12 protein-coding genes are annotated in these 17332 nt (G+C 62.3%); 7 read left to right on the plus strand and 5 right to left on the minus strand.

Annotated elements, in window-relative coordinates:
- Positions 1-17: 17 nt before the first annotated feature.
- From V5B40_RS07370 to V5B40_RS07400, 7 genes are all read left to right on the plus strand, one after another.
- Positions 18-527 (plus strand): diheme cytochrome c, encoded by a 510-nt coding sequence (locus V5B40_RS07370; RefSeq protein WP_332353873.1) that lies wholly within the window; start codon positions 18-20, stop codon positions 525-527.
- Positions 528-649: 122 nt separating this feature from the next.
- Positions 650-1072: a PepSY domain-containing protein gene (locus V5B40_RS07375; protein ID WP_332353874.1), complete on the plus strand. Its 423-nt coding sequence runs from the start codon at positions 650-652 to the stop codon at positions 1070-1072.
- An 82-nt stretch (positions 1073-1154) separates the two neighbouring features.
- A complete protein-coding gene (locus V5B40_RS07380) occupies positions 1155-2477 on the plus strand; it encodes a ferredoxin reductase family protein (RefSeq protein ID WP_332353875.1) in 1323 nt (440 codons plus the stop codon).
- Between the two features lie 287 nt (positions 2478-2764).
- Positions 2765-5194, plus strand: a complete 2430-nt coding sequence (gene nirB, locus V5B40_RS07385; RefSeq protein ID WP_332353876.1) for a nitrite reductase large subunit NirB — start codon at positions 2765-2767, stop codon at positions 5192-5194.
- A 24-nt stretch (positions 5195-5218) separates the two neighbouring features.
- Positions 5219-5527: a nitrite reductase small subunit NirD gene (gene nirD, locus V5B40_RS07390; protein ID WP_332353877.1), complete on the plus strand. Its 309-nt coding sequence runs from the start codon at positions 5219-5221 to the stop codon at positions 5525-5527.
- Positions 5528-5563: 36 nt separating this feature from the next.
- Positions 5564-6775: a nitrate/nitrite transporter gene (locus V5B40_RS07395; RefSeq protein WP_332353878.1), complete on the plus strand. Its 1212-nt coding sequence runs from the start codon at positions 5564-5566 to the stop codon at positions 6773-6775.
- 77 nt (positions 6776-6852) lie between these two features.
- Entirely contained in the window at positions 6853-8535 is a 1683-nt protein-coding gene (locus V5B40_RS07400) for a bifunctional protein-serine/threonine kinase/phosphatase (protein ID WP_332353879.1), read from the plus strand.
- 38 nt (positions 8536-8573) lie between these two features.
- On the opposite strand, the gene V5B40_RS07405 is transcribed toward V5B40_RS07400, so the two are convergent.
- Genes V5B40_RS07405 through V5B40_RS07425 form a run of 5 tightly spaced genes read right to left on the minus strand, consistent with a single transcriptional unit; the run spans position 8574 to position 17316 of the window.
- Entirely contained in the window at positions 8574-9116 is a 543-nt protein-coding gene (locus tag V5B40_RS07405; protein ID WP_332353880.1) for a hypothetical protein, read from the minus strand.
- Positions 9113-10465: an AAA family ATPase gene (locus tag V5B40_RS07410; protein ID WP_332353881.1), complete on the minus strand. Its 1353-nt coding sequence runs from the start codon at positions 10463-10465 to the stop codon at positions 9113-9115. The genes V5B40_RS07405 and V5B40_RS07410 overlap by 4 nt, the downstream gene beginning before the upstream one ends.
- A 38-nt stretch (positions 10466-10503) precedes the next feature.
- Positions 10504-13824 (minus strand): type I restriction endonuclease subunit R, encoded by a 3321-nt coding sequence (locus tag V5B40_RS07415; protein WP_332353882.1) that lies wholly within the window; start codon positions 13822-13824, stop codon positions 10504-10506.
- Between the two features lie 22 nt (positions 13825-13846).
- Positions 13847-15064, minus strand: a complete 1218-nt coding sequence (locus tag V5B40_RS07420) for a restriction endonuclease subunit S (protein WP_332353883.1) — start codon at positions 15062-15064, stop codon at positions 13847-13849.
- Positions 15061-17316: a type I restriction-modification system subunit M gene (locus V5B40_RS07425; RefSeq protein ID WP_332353884.1), complete on the minus strand. Its 2256-nt coding sequence runs from the start codon at positions 17314-17316 to the stop codon at positions 15061-15063. The genes V5B40_RS07420 and V5B40_RS07425 overlap by 4 nt, the downstream gene beginning before the upstream one ends.
- Positions 17317-17332 lie beyond the last annotated feature (16 nt).

The raw sequence follows: 17332 nt of genomic DNA on the forward strand, positions 1-17332 counted from the left end.
CTGCCAAGGAGAATCTGATGAAGCCAATGAATGCAATAACTCTGCCCTATCGCCCGCTCGCGCTCGGCCTGCTCGCGATCGCCTTTTCGGCACTCGTTTTCCAGCGCGCGCAGGCCGGTGGCAGCCATTACTTCCCGCCGGTCGGCGACCCGGTGGTCAAGGAGGAATGCGGCAGTTGCCACCTCGCCTTTCCGCCGTCGATGCTTCCGGCCAGTTCGTGGAAGCGAATGATGGGTGAGCTGACGAAGCATTTCGGCGACGACGCCAGCGTCGATCCTGCAACCGCCAGGCACATCACCAACTATCTGCTGAGCAATGCCGGCGATACCGGCGGCCAACCCTACAGCGAAAAACTACTGCGCGGGACCTCGACGAGCAAGGCGCCGCTGCGCATCACCGAACTCGACCGCTGGGTCAAGGAACACCGCGAAGTTCCCGCCTGGGAGTGGCAGCACAAGGAGGTGCGCAGCAAGGCCAACTGCCTGGCCTGCCACGCCGGTGCCGAACGCGGCTACTACGACGATTAAGTAGCGCAACTTCCACAACGCCAGATGAACAGCTGCTTGACAAGACGTTCAGAAAGCGCCGCGCACCCTTGGCTCGCTCTCACCTGCGCCTGCCCACAGCCCACCAACCGGAGATTGCCCGCATGACACTGAAAAGAATCCTTCCTGCCCTGGCCATCGGCCTAGCCCTCGGCGCCGCCAGCACATGGGTCACCCCTGCCTTCAGCGACGACAAACGTGCACCCGCCGCTGCTGGCTCTGCTGACCGGCAATGGCTGTCGATTCCGCAAATCATCGACAAACTCGAAGCGGCCGGCTATCGGAACATCGAGAAGATCGAACGCGAGCACGGCAACTACGAAGTGCGCGCCACCAACCGCAATGGCCAGCGCAGCAAGCTCTACGTTCATCCGCAGACAGGGGAAGTCATCGGCCATCGCCAGCGCGAGAGCGAGCGCGACGAGGGTGGCGAACGCAAGAGCGCCTCGGCCGACTGCAACGAACGGCGTTGCCGTGACGACCTGCCGCAGAGCGCCGTCGATGGGCCTCGGCCTGCCGGCAAATGAGCTCGAATTTCCATTCGCCGGGTGCCTCGCCCGGCGCCGAAGACTCCCCTGCCTGACCCACTGACGAAATGATGCGCTGACCATGAAAACCGCTCTCACCCTGATCATCACCCTCATCACCCTGGCCTGGGGCTGGGATGCACTCGTCGCCGGCACGCCCTCGGGCGGCGCAGCCCTGTGGGTACTGCGCCAGGAAGCGCTCTACTTCAGCGGCCTGCTCGCGATCGGTCTGCTGTCGGTGGCGATGTATCTGGCCACCCGCCCGACATGGCTCGAAGCTCCACTGGGAGGCATGGACCGCGTCTATCGCACGCACAGGTGGGCGGCAATCCTGGCCTGCGTTTTCGCTGCCCTGCACTGGTTGATCGAAATGTCGAGTGACATCCTGAAAGCCATCATCGGCCGCGAAGGGCGAGTGCCCAAGGAAAACTTCGGCGGCTTTATCGAGGTGCTGCGCGATCTCGCCGAAGACCTCGGCGAATGGGCGATCTACGCCCTCCTGGCGATGCTGGCGATCAGCCTGTGGCGGCGTTTCCCGTACCGGGTGTGGCGTTTTCTGCACCGGGCAATGCCAGTGCTCTACCTGATGCTCGCCTTTCACACGCTCCTGCTGGCGCCGACTGACTACTGGACGCAGCCGGTCGGCGTACTCCTGGCGGTGCTCATCGCCGGCGGCGTCTACGGCAGCGTGCTCTCGCTAAGCGGACGCGTCGGTCGCTCGCGCCAGGTGGGCGGAAGCGTCGTTGCGCTCGACCACCCGGCTGCCGATGTGCTCGCCGTGCGCTGCCGCCTGGACGCTGGCTGGCCGGGGCATCGGCCGGGGCAGTTCGCCTTCGTCAGTTTCGATGACAGCGAAGGTCAGCATCCCTTCACGATCGCCAGCGCCGACCACGGCGACGGTGAAATCAGCTTCCAGATCAAGGCCCTCGGCGACTATACGCGACAGCTCGCGCGGCGCCTGGCCGTCGGCCAGCCGGTGCGCATCGAAGGGCCTTACGGACGCTTCGACATCGCCCGCCAACAGCTCGACGCGCAGCAGATCTGGATCGCCGGCGGCATCGGCGTCACTCCTTTCCTGGCCTGGCTGGAAGCGCAGCAGGCCAGGCCCGCGGACGCGCCCGCTGCCGATCTGCACTACTGCACGCGGGATCGCGACGGTGATCCTTTCGTCGCCCGCCTGCAAGCGCTGTCCGCGCAGCTTCCCGGCATCCGCCTGTACGTGCACTCTGCCAGGCAGGGTCAGCAACTCGGCGCTGAAGAGCTGGCCGCCGCACACGATCGCGCACGCCCGGCCGAGGTCTGGTTTTGTGGCCCGCAGGGACTCGCCGACAGCCTGCGCAAAGACCTGCGCGAGCTGTGGCAGGGTCGCCTGCGCTTCCATCAGGAGGCGTTCGTCATGCGTTGAGCGGGTAATGCCGGCAATGTCGAGCAAGCGAATGCCTCGCCATGACCGCTTGCGCCGACGACGCTGCCCCTCGCCCGCCTGCGCGCGCCCGTCGGCAAGCCACCTTCCCTGCACCAGATCCCGCACCCGCACACGGCGGCGTGCCCCGAAGTTGTGCGCCGCATCATTTTCCCGGCCTGCAACTTCGCGCCGGCCAGGAAAACCTCCTGAAAAATCAATGCGCACGTCTTCTGGCACGCCACTTGCTTAAGTCCCTTCATCAAGACGCATCGAATGGAGTCGCGAAAATGAGCAAGAAGAAGCTGGTGATGGTCGGCAATGGCATGGCGGGCGTTCGCACCCTCGAGGAGTTGCTGAAAATCGCCCCCGACCACTACGAGATCACCGTATTCGGCGCCGAGCCGCACCCGAACTACAACCGCATCCTGCTTTCGCCGGTGCTCGCCGGCGAGATGACGATCCAGGACATCATTCTCAACGATCACCAGTGGTATGCCGACAACGGCATCCGGCTGCATCTGGGCAAGACGGTGAACCGCATCGACCGCATCAAGCGCCGGGTGATCGCCGACGACGGCACCGAAGAAAGTTATGATCGCCTGCTGCTGGCGACCGGCTCCAACCCTTTCATGTTGCCGATTCCCGGCAACGACCTGCCGGGGGTGATTTCCTACCGCGACATCGCCGACACCGACGCCATGATCGACGCCGCGAAACGCTACCAGCATGCGGTGGTCATCGGTGGCGGCCTGCTCGGCCTGGAAGCGGCCAACGGCCTGAAGCTGCGCGGCATGGACGTGACCGTGGTGCATCTCGCCGACTGGCTGCTCGAACGCCAACTCGATGAGACGGCCGGACGCATGCTGCAGAAGTCGCTCGAAGAGCGCGGCCTCAAGTTCCTGCTCGGCAAGCAGACAGAGGCCTTGATCGCCGGCGAAAGCGGTCGCGTCGCGGCTATCCGCCTCAAGGACGGCCTGCAGATTGCGGCCGATCTGGTGGTCATGGCGGTCGGTATCCGTCCGAACATCACGCTCGCCGAGTCGGCCGGGATTTACTGCAATCGCGGTATCGTGGTCAATGACACCATGCAGACCTTTGACCCGAAAGTGTACGCGGTCGGCGAGTGCGTAGCCCACCGCGGCATCGCCTACGGTCTGGTCGCGCCGCTCTTCGAGCAAGGCAAGGTGGCGGCCAACCATCTCGGCAACTATGGCATCAGCCGCTACACCGGCTCGCTGACCTCGACCAAACTCAAAGTGACCGGCATCGACCTGTTCTCGGCCGGCGACTTCTTCGGCGGCAAGGACAGCGAGGAAATCATCCTCAACGATGCCGCCGGCGGGGTGTACAAGAAGCTGGTCATCCAGGACAACAAACTGGTCGGCGGCGTGCTCTACGGCGACACCGCCGACGGGCCCTGGTACTACCAGCTGCTGCGCGACGGCCAGGACATTCACGAAATTCGCGACCACCTGCTCTTCGGTCAGTCGCACGTCGGCGACGTTGGCCATCAGGGGCACAGCAAGGCGGCGGCGATGGCCGACAGCGCCGAGGTCTGCGGCTGCAACGGTATTAGCAAGGGCACGATCGTCAAGGCGATCAAGGAAAACGGCCTGTTCACGCTCGACGACATCAAGAAGCACACCAAGGCGGCATCGTCCTGTGGCTCCTGCGCCGGCCTCTGCGAGCAGATTCTTTCGGCGACCATCGGCGGCGCCTACACGCCGGCGGCATCGAACCGCAAGCCGGTCTGTGGCTGCACCGACTTCTCGCATCAGGAGGTACGCGATGCGATTCGTCAGCAGCCGCTGCTGAGCATCGGCGAAACCATGCGCTTCCTCGAATGGACGACGCCCGACGGCTGCGACAAGTGCCGCCCGGCACTCAACTACTACCTGATCTCGACCTGGCCGAAGCAGGCCAAGGACGACCCGCGCTCACGGCTGATCAACGAACGTGCGCACGCCAACATCCAGAAGGACGGTACCTACTCGGTGGTGCCGCGGATGTGGGGCGGGCTGACCACTTCCGCCGAGTTGCGGCGCATCGCCGACGTCGCCGAGAAGTATCAAGTACCGACGATCAAGGTCACCGGTGGCCAGCGCATCGACCTGCTGGGAATCAGGAAGGAGGACCTGATCGGCGTCTGGAAAGACCTCGACATGCCTTCCGGACATGCCTACGGCAAGTCGATCCGCACCGTCAAGACCTGCGTCGGCGCCGAACATTGCCGCTTCGGCACGCAGCTGGCGATGGACATGGGCGTCAAGCTCGAGAAAATGCTCTTCGACATGTATTCGCCGCACAAGGTCAAGCTCGCCGTTTCAGGCTGCCCGCGCAACTGCGCCGAAGCCGGCATCAAGGACGTCGGCGTGATCGGCGTTGATTCGGGCTACGAACTCTACGTCGGTGGCAATGGTGGCATCAAGACCGAAGTCGCGCAGTTCTTCGTCAAGGTCGGCAGCGACGAAGAGGTCATGGAATATTCCGGCGCTTTCCTGCAGCTCTACCGCGAGGAAGCTTTCTACCTCGAACGCACCTGTCATTACCTCGAACGCGTCGGCCTGGAGCACGCCAAGGCCCGGGTCGTCGACGATCCGGAAAACCGCAAGGCGCTGCACGGCCGCCTGCTGGCCGAACTGAAGGACGCCAAGGACCCCTGGGCCGAGCGCATCGCCGGTGTCGAGAAAAACGAATACGAAACACTTTCGGTGTGAACCCGGAAGACATGGAGAACCGCAATGGCTGACTGGAAATCGATTTGCAAACTTGACGACATCCCGCGCCTCGGCAGTCGCGTCGTCAGGTCAATGAACGGCGATATAGCGTTGTTCCGTACTTCGTCCGACGAAGTGTTTGCGCTGCGCGACCAATGCCCGCACAAGGGCGGGCCACTGTCGCAGGGATTGGTGCACGGCAATCAGGTGACCTGCCCCCTGCACGGCTGGAAGCTGCGCCTCGATTCCGGAGAGGCGGTCGCCCCCGACCAGGGCTGCGCCCGCCGCTACCCGATCCGCATCGAAAGCGGCACGGTTTTTCTCGATATCTGAAAGTCGCTCCCACAATCCCACCGACGGACTACGATCATGGACAACTCGTTCTGGAAGGCCGGCCACCGGCCAACCCTCATCGCCTCGTTTCTCTACTTCGACATGGCCTTCATGGTCTGGGTGATGCTCGGCCCGCTCGGCGTGCAGATCGCCAGCGATCTGCACCTCACCCATGCCCAGAAGGGAATGATGGTCGCCACGCCGGTGCTGGCGGGTGCGCTGCTGCGCATCGTCATGGGCCTGATGGTCGACCATCTGAAGCCGAAACTGGCCGGCGCCATCGGCCAGGTGACGGTGATGGTCTCGCTGTTTTTTGCCTGGTATTTCGGCGTCCACAGCTACGAGCAAACCCTGATCCTCGGCGTCTTCCTCGGCGTCGCCGGTGCCTCTTTCGCCGTCGCCCTGCCGCTGGCCTCGCGCTGGTATCCGCCGGAGCATCAGGGAACGGCGCTGGGCATTGCCGGTGCCGGCAACTCGGGCACCGCGCTGGCGGCGCTGATCGCACCCAGCCTGGCCATCGCCTACGGCTGGACCAACGTCTTCGGCCTGGCGCTGATGCCGCTGCTGCTGGTTTTCATCTATTACATGATCGCCGCCAGGGATGCGCCGGAGTGCCCACCGCCGAAATCGCTGGCCGAATACCTGAAAGTGCTCAAGGACAGCGACGCCTGGTGGTTCATGTTTTTCTACTCGGTGACTTTCGGCGGTTTCGTCGGCCTGGCCTCGTCGCTGACCATTTACTTCAACATCCAGTACGGGCTCGACGCCAAGACCGCCGGCTTCTTCACCGCCGCCTGCGTCTTCGCCGGCTCGCTGGTACGGCCCATCGGCGGCAATGTCGCCGACCGTATCGGCGGCATCAAGAGCCTGTCGGTGATGTACGTCTTCGCGGCGATCTTCCTGGCCATCGTCAGTATTGGCCTGCCGGAAGCATGGATGGCGCTGCTCGCCTTCGTCGGCGCGATGCTGGCACTGGGCATGGGCAACGGCGCAGTCTTCCAGTTGGTACCGCAGCGCTTCCGCAAGGAAATCGGCGTCATGACCGGGCTGGTCGGCATGGCCGGCGGCGTCGGTGGCTTCTACCTGGCTTCGTCGCTCGGCTTCGCCAAACAGCTCACCGGCAGCTATCAGATCGGCTTCCTGATTTTCGCCGCGCTGGCCCTGCTGGCCCTGGCCGGGCTGAGCGCCGTCAAGAACCGCTGGCGCACCACCTGGGGCGCGGCGCACCTGACCGCGGCCAAGATCTGAACGGGCGTTTCCGTTGAACAACCGGGGCGGCAAGGTACATTGCGACCTTGCGCCCCATTTTCGTTTCCGGAGCCTGCATGCCGCTTAAAGTCGATATCGGTCACTCCTCGCTCAGCGGACCGCGCGAGCGCAACGAGGACTTCTGCGGCATGGTCACGCCGCATGGCGCCGAGCTCGACAACAAGGGCCTGATCGCTGCCGTCGCCGACGGCGTCGGTGGCCACCAGGGCGGCCGCGAAGCCGCCGAGTACACCGTGCGCGGCCTGCTTTCGGACTACTACGCGACCCCCGACACCTGGAGCGTGCCGCACGCCCTGGAAAAAGTCATCGTCGCCCTCAACCGCTGGGTGATGGCCGAAGCGGGCCGGCAACCGGATCTCACCGGCATGGCCACGACGCTGACCACCCTGGTCCTGCGCGGCCGCCGCTACATCAGCGCCCACGTCGGCGATTCCCGCCTCTACCTGCTGCGCGACGGCGTGTGCACGCGCCTCACCAGCGACCATCTCTGGGAACATCCCGAACTCAAGAACGTGCTCTCGCGCGCAGTCGGCCTCGACCGCCACTTTCAGCTCGATTTTGCCGACGGGGAACTGAAAGTCGGCGATTGTTTCCTGCTCTGCAGCGACGGCGTCTGGGGAGCCATCGGTGACGGTCGCATCCGTTCGGCACTGCTCGCCCATCCCGACGCGCAGCAGGCGGCAGCGTCGCTGACCAGCCTGGCGCTGGCTGCCGGCGGCCAGGACAACGCCAGCGCCGTCGTCGCCCGCATCGAAGAGCTGCCGGCAGAGAAGCTGCGCGACTCGCTTGAGGGAAGCGCGCGCCTGCCGCTGCCGCCACAGTTCAAGCCAGGCCAGGAAATCGACGGCTTGCAGATCAACGAAGTGCTGCACGACTCGCGCAGCACCCTGCTCTACCGCGTCACCGATCTCTGCTCAAGCCAGCAACTGGTGCTCAAGACGCTGCGCCCGGAACGGGCCGACGACGGCGACGAGATTCGAGCGCTGATCATGGAAGAGTGGCGCGGCCGGCGCATCACCTCGCCGTTCTTCGCGCAACTGCTACCCGCCGAAGGCCGCAGCTGCCTCTACTACCTGCAGACCTGGCACGAAGGCGCGACCCTGCAGCGAATGCTCGATTCCGGTCTGCATTTCACCGTCGCCGACGCCGTCCAGCACGGCGTGCGCCTGATGAAAGGCCTGTCTGCGCTGCACCGCCTCGACGTCGCCCACCGCGACATCAAGCCCGACAACATCCACATCGGTCGCGACGGTCGCCTGCGCATTCTCGATCTCGGCGTCGCCCTCAGCCTGTCGGAAGACGACCTCAGCGTCGGCAGTCCCGGCACTCCCAGCTACATGGCGCCCGAACTGCTCGCCGGCGAGCGCGCCGGCCCGACCCACGACCTCTATGCCGCAGGAGTCACGCTCTACCACCTGCTGACCCGCAAATATCCCTACGGTGAAATCGAACCTTTCCAGCATCCGAAATTCGGCGAGCCGGTGGCACCAACGCGCTACCGGCCCGATATTCCGGGCTGGCTGGAGAACCTGCTGCTCAAAGCGGTCGCCAAAGACCCCGGCCAACGCTTCGAGACTGCCGAAGAATTCCTGCTGGCACTCGAGCGCGGCGCCAACCGACCGCTCGAGCGGCCTCCGGCAACGCCACTGGCCATGCGCAACCCGCTACTCACCTGGCGGATCGTCGCCGGTGTTTCGCTGCTGCTCAATCTGATCTTGTTGATGTTGCTGACGCGCTGACCTGTGCGCGCGCGGATATGCCGTAAACCGTAGCCGAGTCACTCCTGTTTGCTCATTTCCGCCAAGGTCCATTGCCGTTCGCGTTCGTCCCCTTGGAGCAGAGCCATTGCTCCCGCTGGATTCGTGACCGGATTTATCCACACAATGCCTCTCAGCCCCGCGATCCTCGCTGACTCTACCGCGAATAACGTCTTGACCTTGTCGTCCAGTGCTATGACTCGCTCGTCTGTGGCAATTGCCGCCTCGACCAAGAGCAGGTCCTTGATCATGGCGGACTTGTCATTCTTCGACGCAGGCCCATCCTTAATAGCCGCCCTTACTTCGGACATCTCTTGCGGGGAAATAACGATCACTTTTTTCCGGGCAACCATCGATCTTCGCCATTTTCTTGCAAAAGCAGACTCGTGCTTCTCCCACTCCAGCCGTATTGCAGGGGTCATTACGGCTCTGTGACACATTATCAACACCTTCTGAAGGAAATCACGCACGGCTGTTGCTGTCGGATGAACGGCCTCGATACCACCCGAGGCGCGCGCAATGGATGCATCAATGACCAGGCTGATTGCCCGACTCCCTTTCATGATTTGGCGTTCCGAAATAGTTTTTCTTCCGCTGCGGAAAGATACTCGTTATCGGCATCCAGTTCGACGACGTCAAAATCCTCGGGCCAGTCCCCGAACGCACCGGTTTCATCAAGGTCGGAACTCACAATTGAAGTCTTTCCGGATTTATCACGTTGGAACCAATGCAACTTCACCAATTCCTGTGCTAATTCATCCTTCGCCACCAAGGTTTGAATGCCGCGAAGAAGCAGTGCACTGTGGGTTTCTACAATGACGATTACCCCTCTTCTGGCGGCCTCCGACAGAACAGTGGCCAACGCGCGTTGCGCGCTCGGATGCAAATGAATTTCGGGCTGCTCAACATAGACCAGTTGCCCCGGCTCCGCTGCGAGCAAGGCCACCAAAACGGGCAAGGCTTGAGAAACACCGAAGCCTACATCGGCGATGCTTACCAGGTCATGCGCTCCTCCTTGCAGTCCGTGCGGCAAGCGGCCAACCTTCAATTCAACCTGTGTTTCATCCTTCTGTTCGGCCACGACTTTCCAGGTCAGACCGAGCGTTTCCAACTGCTTGTTCAAGCGTGGCAAACGAGCATCCTTGCTTGTTTGCCAATATTGAATGACGCTGGCAACATAGGTCTCGAACGTTCCGGGAAAGGACTCGCCAACGGCCGTCGTCTTGTAGTTGCGCTCAGGGTTACCACGCAAGCCTGGAACATGTATCAGTCTTGCTATCAATGGCGCCAACTTTTCCCCACCCTGCAATACCGGAAATTTGAACTCACCGTGGGACGTCACTACTTCGACCGCCAGAAATGATCGGTCACGCACAACCCTGGCTTCCGCATCCTGAAAAATTCTCTCGGGCAAACCGTACTGAGCCAGAATTTTCTTTACATCTCCTGAAAAACCACCCTCCAAGGTAAGAACGACATCGGTTTTCCCATCCGAAAGGGTGTTGCTGAATATCTCCAAGCCTTTACGCGGAACCTGGCGAAAGCAGAGGCCAATTTTCTTTTTACCCATCTCGAAGTCGATCGAAAATTCGCCAACCGAACGTGAACTTGAGCTTTTTGACAACAACTGGGTTGCTGAGGTCAAGCGCACGTTTGGTCCACCCAACAGGAGGCTACCTGAATCGTACGGAGCGTCTATGGTCTGCTTGAGGAGCAATAAGGGCTGCATGATGCTCGATTTTCCACCGCTATTGGCTCCAGCCAGAACCGTTAATGGCCGAATCTCCATGCGCTGCCTGTCGGTGAGAGATTTGTAGCCAACAACCGAAATTGCGGTCAACGTCTCTCTTTTCGCCTTATTGACACCCCGCCGGCCCGACTTGCTTGGCGAAACAGTTCCTTTTACGGTCATTTCTTAACTCCTGAAAATATTCAGCATCCCGGTCGGCGTCAGTGCACCCTCGCCGAGTGCAGCTGCTGCTGCACGTACTGAAAGATCACCTCGGCCCGCAGCTCAATGTCGTCGCTGGAAAAATCGTCCGGCATGCCGGCGAGCAGCCGGTCAATGATCGCCGCCTTCATCTGCGCCTGCGCCGAGGCGCGGTCGCGCAAGTTGCCCATTTCACGGCGCCGTTGCTCGACAGTAGCAAGCAGTTCGCTGGCCAACTGCTTGATGCGCTTGATGTCGCCGCTCTTGATGCTCGCCTTGTCCTTGCACAGCAGGTCATAAACGGCCAGCTCGCGCTCGCTCTCAAAGCCTTCACGCACATGGCGTAGCTCCTCCACGTCGAGCGAATCGTGGACCCTCAGCAAGTCTGCGAAGACCCGCTCGATTTGGGCGGCATCCTTGTCGCGGTTGAATGCGTCGATGATCTCCCGATAGCGTCGGTAGAGGTCAATACGGGTCGGGTTCCGGGCGAGCATCTGCTCAAGCCGCGCCTGAATCCTCTCCTGCAGCGTCAGGACGGTGGTGTTCTTGTAGGGCGACCTGGCGAACTCCGCGCGCAGGCGTTCAAAGTCGATACCCGACAGGTCGTACTGCTTGTTCGGCGGCTGCTTGAACCCGTCCCTCGGGGCAAGCTCCAGCGCGCTATCGATCAAGCCGCGAATCTCCTGCATGATCGCGGTGATGTCAGCAGCGGATTTCGATTTCTGCAGGAGATTGTAGATTGCCGAGATCGCTCTCTCTTGCGGCTCGTACTTGAACAAGCCCGGGTTCGGAAACAAGCCGCGAAAGCGGTCGGCCACGTCCTCGGCCAGGACCTGGAAGGTCTTCTTGTTCTCGGCTGAACGGCAAACGGCGTTCTGCGCATCCAGCAAGGCCTGCCAGCTTTCCTCGCCCTTTTCGGCTCCGATCAATAAGCTCAGGTCAGAACCGACGCTCGCGAGATACGCCTCGACCTTGCCGATGGCTGTTGCGTATTCGGCCAAGGCCTGCTCCTCATCCAGCAGCGGATCGGCAGCGGCACCCTGGTCAGCTTGCGCGAAAGTCGCCAGTGCCTTGCGCAAGCTCTTGAGCATGCCGTTGTAGTCGATGATCAGGCCGTTCTTCTTGTGTGGCGTCACGCGGTTGACGCGCGCAATGGCCTGCATCAGCGTGTGCCCCTTCATCGGTTTGTCCAGATACAGCGTGGCCAGCGATTTGACGTCGAAGCCGGTCAGCCACATGGCGCAGACCACGGCCACACGGAACGGGTGGCGGCCATCCTTGAAGCACTCGTCGACATCCCTGCCGCCGATGCCTTTGGCGATCACCTCGCGATACGCACGAACGTCGATACCCTCGGCAGCGAAGTCTTTGACCTCGTTCTGCTCACCACTGAACACGGCGTGAATCTGCGTTTCGGCCATCCACGTCAGCTGCTGACGCAAGCGCTCGACGTAGGCTGTCTCGGGCTTGCCGGCCCTGGCAAAGAGCGCCTCTTCTTCCTGCAGTTTGCCGCGCAGCGCCTGCAACTTCTCCTGCCACCGGAGCTTGACGCGCTCAGTCATGCGGACGCAGGTGATCTTGTCGATACACACCAGCAACGCCTTGGAATTGCCGCCATACCTGGGGGCATGACCAGGCGGAGTCGGCGGCTCCAGCAGACGCCAGCGTTGGTGGTAATGCTCGACGAAGTCCGTCGCCACGTCGTTCAAGTGCGTCTCGGAGGTGAATACGGGATACTCGCGCGCCAGTTCCCGGTAGAGCTTTTCCTCCTGCTTTTCGCTCAGTTCGCCGTCCGCGCGGGCGGCATCGATGCGTTCCGCGATGCGCTGGTTCAGCCGGGCGTCCACCATGCGCAGCTTCTCGCCGCGGTTCTCGTAGTACAGCGGCAAGGTCGCGCCATCGGCCACCGCGCGCTGGAAATCGTAAACCGACACATAGGGGCCAAACACCTGCTCGGTGACGCTGCGCTCCGGACCGTCGATCAGCGGCGTGCCGGTGAAGCCGATGAAGCGGGCGCCGGCCAGTGCCATGCGCATGTTCAGCGCCAGGCGTCCGTACTGCGTGCGATGCGCCTCGTCGGAGACGACGATGATGTCGCTGCGCTGGTTCCACGGGCTCGTCACCGGCTGGCGGAACTTGTGGATCAGGCTGAACACATAGCGGCGGTTCTCGTCGCGCAGCAGACGTTCGAGCCCTTCGGCGCCCATCGCCTTGTCGCCCTTGTTGGTCGACACGCCACAGCCGACGAAAGTACGGTAAAGCTGCTCGTCGAGTTCCTTGCGGTCGGTGAGCAAGACGAAGGTGTAGCCGGCCGAGACCTTGCGGTGCACTTTCTGGCAGAAGAAGACCATCGAATAGCTCTTGCCGCTGCCCTGGGTGTGCCAAAAGACGCCCAGCTTGCCGGCCAGCACATCGCTATCGCCAGCCTGCAGCCTGGCAATCGCCTTGTTGACGCCGATGTACTGGTGATTGCGCGCCACGACCTTCAGCGTGCGCTCCTCGCTGCTGTCGAAAAGCGTGAAGTTCTCGACGATGTCGAGCAGCGCACCCTGGCTGCAGGTGCCGCGCAGCAGGACGGGCAGGATCGGCGTCAGCGGCGCTTCGTCGTGCTGCGGCGCTTCGTCGTGCTGCGGCGCCGTGTCCGGATCATCCTCGTTGAGGCGCTTCCAGCGGCAGAAGTGGTCCCAGCTGCTGCTGAGCGACCCGAAGCGCGCGTCGAGGCCGTTCGAGACGATCACCAGCGCGTTGTAGTGGAAGAGCAGCGGAATGGTGTCCCGGTAGTCGCTGTAGTTGTCGTCGAAGGCCGCCTGCAGGCCCTTGTCGTGGCGCTTCAGCTCGATGAACACCAGCGGCAGACCATTGACAAAACCGACCAGATCGCAGCGCCGCCGGAACGGGCCGCTGTGCACCCACAGCTCGCGCACCACCAGGAAGTCGTTGAGCTCCGGCGCCGCGAAGTCGATCACCCGAACATGCGCGTCTTCGGCGGCATTGCCCGTCGGCGACTTCAGCGTGACGCCATCGCGGATCATTCGCCACTTGGCTTCGTTGTGCTGCAGCAGGGTCTTGGTCGGGTCGGCGTCGAGCAGGCGATCGCGGGCGACAGCGAGCTGGTCACGCCCCTGGCGCGTCGCTGCCAGCCTCGGGTTCAGCTTCGCCAGCGCCTGGTCCAGCTCGCGCAAGAGCACGACTTCGGTCGCGTCCTTGCGACCGAGCAGCGACGCGGCGCCGAAAGTCTCGGCGTTGAAGGCATAGACCGAACGCCAGCCCAGGTTCTCCGCGAACAACCGTGCGGCGGGTTCCTGAACGTTGTTGTCTTCGGAGTAGTCGGCGCGGGGCATGTGGGGTTTTCTGTCTGGGGTGTCAGACCCGGATGGCGCCGGACATCAGTTTGGGTAGCAGTTCGTCGCGAGCCTTCGTCAAAGCGCGACTCTGTCTCGCGAGTACCTGCACTTGCTGAAAGATCGGTTCTACTACGGCATCAAAATCCTTGAGAATCAGCGCAGGTGGCTGAAGCGTCATGTAGGTGTCGAAGCATTTGGGATTGACTCGCTGCCGCCCATCCGCCCCCGCCATACTGCGGATGGCATGTTCGCGAAACGAAAGATCGCGTGCGAGGCAATACACCCAGTACGGACTCACGACCTTGCTGCGCATCACAATGAACTCCGTCGAGCCACTGGCAACAGGCACGTCGTCGCTCAGAAACTGAACAATGCCTGTTTTCCCGTTCTCTAGGCAAGGCGTGATACGGGCCAGTAATGTGTCGAGATTCTGAAACTTTGCACCACCGGAAATCGGACGCTCACCAGGTTGGTCAATCACCATGGAGGTTTCTGAGAGGGCTTGCATGGGTACAAAGGGATAAGTCTTGCCCTTTTCGTGCAGTGTTTTTGGCCCTGTATCAATCAGAGCCGATAGTGGCTTGCGACTCCATCCAGCGGGCAAAGCTTGGGCCATTGGCAGTAGCTCATGCCCCCGAAAGCGAAGGTTTACAAACCATTCACGGTACAAAAGCCGAGCTGATTCCTCGAGCAAAGCAATGCGTCGGCGGTTTGCTCCGAGGAGATCATCAAAGCAATTTAGACGGCGCGCGATTCGCTCCTGAACAGCCAACGGCGGACGATCCACTTCGATTCGCTGGAGGTCACTACCTCGAATGCCTTTTACGGTAGCCCCGCCTACAATCGAACGAATTCGAGCCCGTCCGACTGGCGACCGGAAGTAGTAGAAGTAGAATGCGGGGGTGGCGACCTCACGGTTGAGGCGAACTCGAATGATTGACGACTCAAAAACGGTGGGCTCGTCAATGCCCCATGCCAGCGCGCAACGGCCGGCCCCTTCTTCAACCAGCGAGCGCCGCCCGAAAAGCAGATCGCCATCAACAACGGCTGCCTTGAGAAGCTCTTGGTCGGTCATCTGAAGTCGAGCCATTTCCTGACAGCCGATCCGGTCGTGGGCAAACAGCTCGCCCATGTTGATAACCTTCACCCCCGAACCGTGATGGTCCCTGGACTTGTAGACGCCGTTGCGCGAAGGTTCGGAGAACAATGACTGAAATGGGGCTTTCGTCCAGGTCATTCGGCAAGTTCCGCGAGCTCGGCTTGAATTTGAGCCGCAAGAGTCTGAGCCGTCTCGTTCAGGTCGGCAAGTTCGTCATGGATCTCCTTCATCCGTGCACGAAAGCCCTCGCCATCATCATCGTCCAGGATCGCCGCAGCCGAACCCACATACCGCCCCGGCGTCAGCGACCAATCGTTGGCGGCAATATCCGCCGGCGACACCACCTTGCACAAGCCCGGCACGTCGTCGTACCAGCCGTTAGGAAAGCGGCCGAGCAGCCAATGCCCCTGGGCGACGAAGTAGCTGGCGCGCTTGCAGGCCTCCAGGGCCAGGTCGCGTGCGGTGGGCTTCTCGCGTTTCCTGACATCGCGAGGAAGCAGGGCCTTCCTCACCTCGCGCGCTGCTTCGCCGGCGAAACGCGGCCACTGGCGGGCACGTAGCTGCTTCTCGGCGCTCTCCAGCAACTTGAGCCAGGCCTTGTGGCGGGCTTCGAGGGCGGCGAGCGCCGCTTTCACTTGCGGATTGACGGCTTCGAGCCTGGCTTGCAGCGCCTTGCGGGTGGCGAAGCTGCTGTCCGGCGGACAACTCTGGATGTCGGGCAGCAGCGTGTCGGCGGCATCGAGTGCCGCCTGCAATGCGGCCTGCCAGGCGTCGGCCTGGGCTTCGAGCGCCGCCAGCTCGTCGCGGAAGCCTGCCAGCAAGTCGTCAGTCAAGCAGTGTTCGTCGCCCAGTTTTTCGCGCACCGCCGCGACCGCCGCGGCATCGGCTGTCACCTTCGCGAAATCAGCCAGCGCGACGGCCAGAGCGCTGACTTGGCCGCTGTCCGCTGCAAAACGCTCTCGCATCGTCGATAGCCAGTCGCCGACTTCCCGCTGGTAGCGCCCCAGCAGTTCGACGAACTTCTCGTTCTCGCCACGGTAGAGCCAGGTGATGGCGCTCAGGTTGGCCAGTTGCTCGTCGGTGAATACATGCGAACGCGCCGAGACCACGGTGTAGACGTTGCGTGCGTCGATCATCAGCACGCTGTCGAGCAGGTCGTCCGGCTTGCCGCGGTCGAAGAACCACAAGGTGCACGGCAGGCTGCGGGTGTAGAAGAACTTGGTGCCGATCGAGATCATCACGTCGACGTGGCCGGATTCGACGAGTTTCTGGCGAATCTCCCTGTCCTTGTTGCCGGCGTCGGAAGCGCTCGACGCCATGACGAAGCCGGCACGGCCGCTGGCGTTGAGGTAGCTGTAGAAATACTGAATCCAGAGGCTGTTGGCGTTGGAGATGGTCTCGCCGGCTTCCTTTTTTCGGCTCTTGGTGGTCGTCCCCGGCAGGCCGAACGGCAGGCGGCCAGTCTGCTGCTCACCGACCTGGCTCTTGATCCTCGCCACCTGCACGCCGTCGACGTTGAACGGCGGATTGGCCATGACGAAGTCGCACTTGCCGAGCAACTGGTGATGGTCTTCGTAGAAAGTGTTGCCGATGCGGATATTGCCTTCCAGCCCGTGCACCGCGAGGTTCATGCGCGCCAGCTTGCTGTTGAGGTCCGCTTTCTCCTGGCCGTAGAAGGTGATATCGACCTCCTGCATGCTGCGGTGACGCGCATCCTCGATGAAGTGGCCGGTCTGCACGAACATTCCCGCCGAACCGCAGGCCGGGTCGAGAACCGTGCCGTGGTCGGGTTCGATGACGTTCACGATCATGCGCACCAGGCTGGGCGGCGTGAAGAACTCGCCGCCTTCCTGCGCGCCACTCTGCGCGAACTGGTTCAGGAAGTATTCGTAGATGCGGCCGAACACATCGCCCCTGGCGCTGGCCAGCAGCGGGCTGTTGAAGATCTTGAGCAGTTCGGCCAACAGATCGCGTTCGAGTCCCAGGTAATCCTTGGGCAGCGCGCCGGCCAGCAGCTTGTTGCCGTTCTGGTCGGTGACCGACTCCTCGATGGCCATCATCGCGTCGCGAATCGCCTCACCGACGTTGGTACTCGCCGGCAACGCGGCGAGATGGTCGTAGCGCGCCGTCTCGGGGAGGTAAATGGCCGCCTTGCCTTGAAAACCCAGTCGGACGCGTTCTTCGCGCAGTGCGCCGCTGGCACGAGCGGGAATTCCCTCCTCGACCGTCGGCAGCAGCGTGTTGAAGCGCGTCGTCGCATGGCGCAGAAAGATCAACCCGAGCACGGGCATGGCGTATTCGCTGGCCGTCAGCCGGGAGTTGGCGCGCAGCTGGTCAGCGGCCGCCCACAAATCGTCCTCGAGCTGCTTGAGTTCCTCGTAATCTTGCACTGGCTTTTTGTCTATC

The sequence above is a fragment of the Candidatus Accumulibacter meliphilus genome (genome assembly GCF_036625345.1).
Classification (GTDB): Bacteria; Pseudomonadota; Gammaproteobacteria; order Burkholderiales; family Rhodocyclaceae; genus Accumulibacter; species Accumulibacter meliphilus.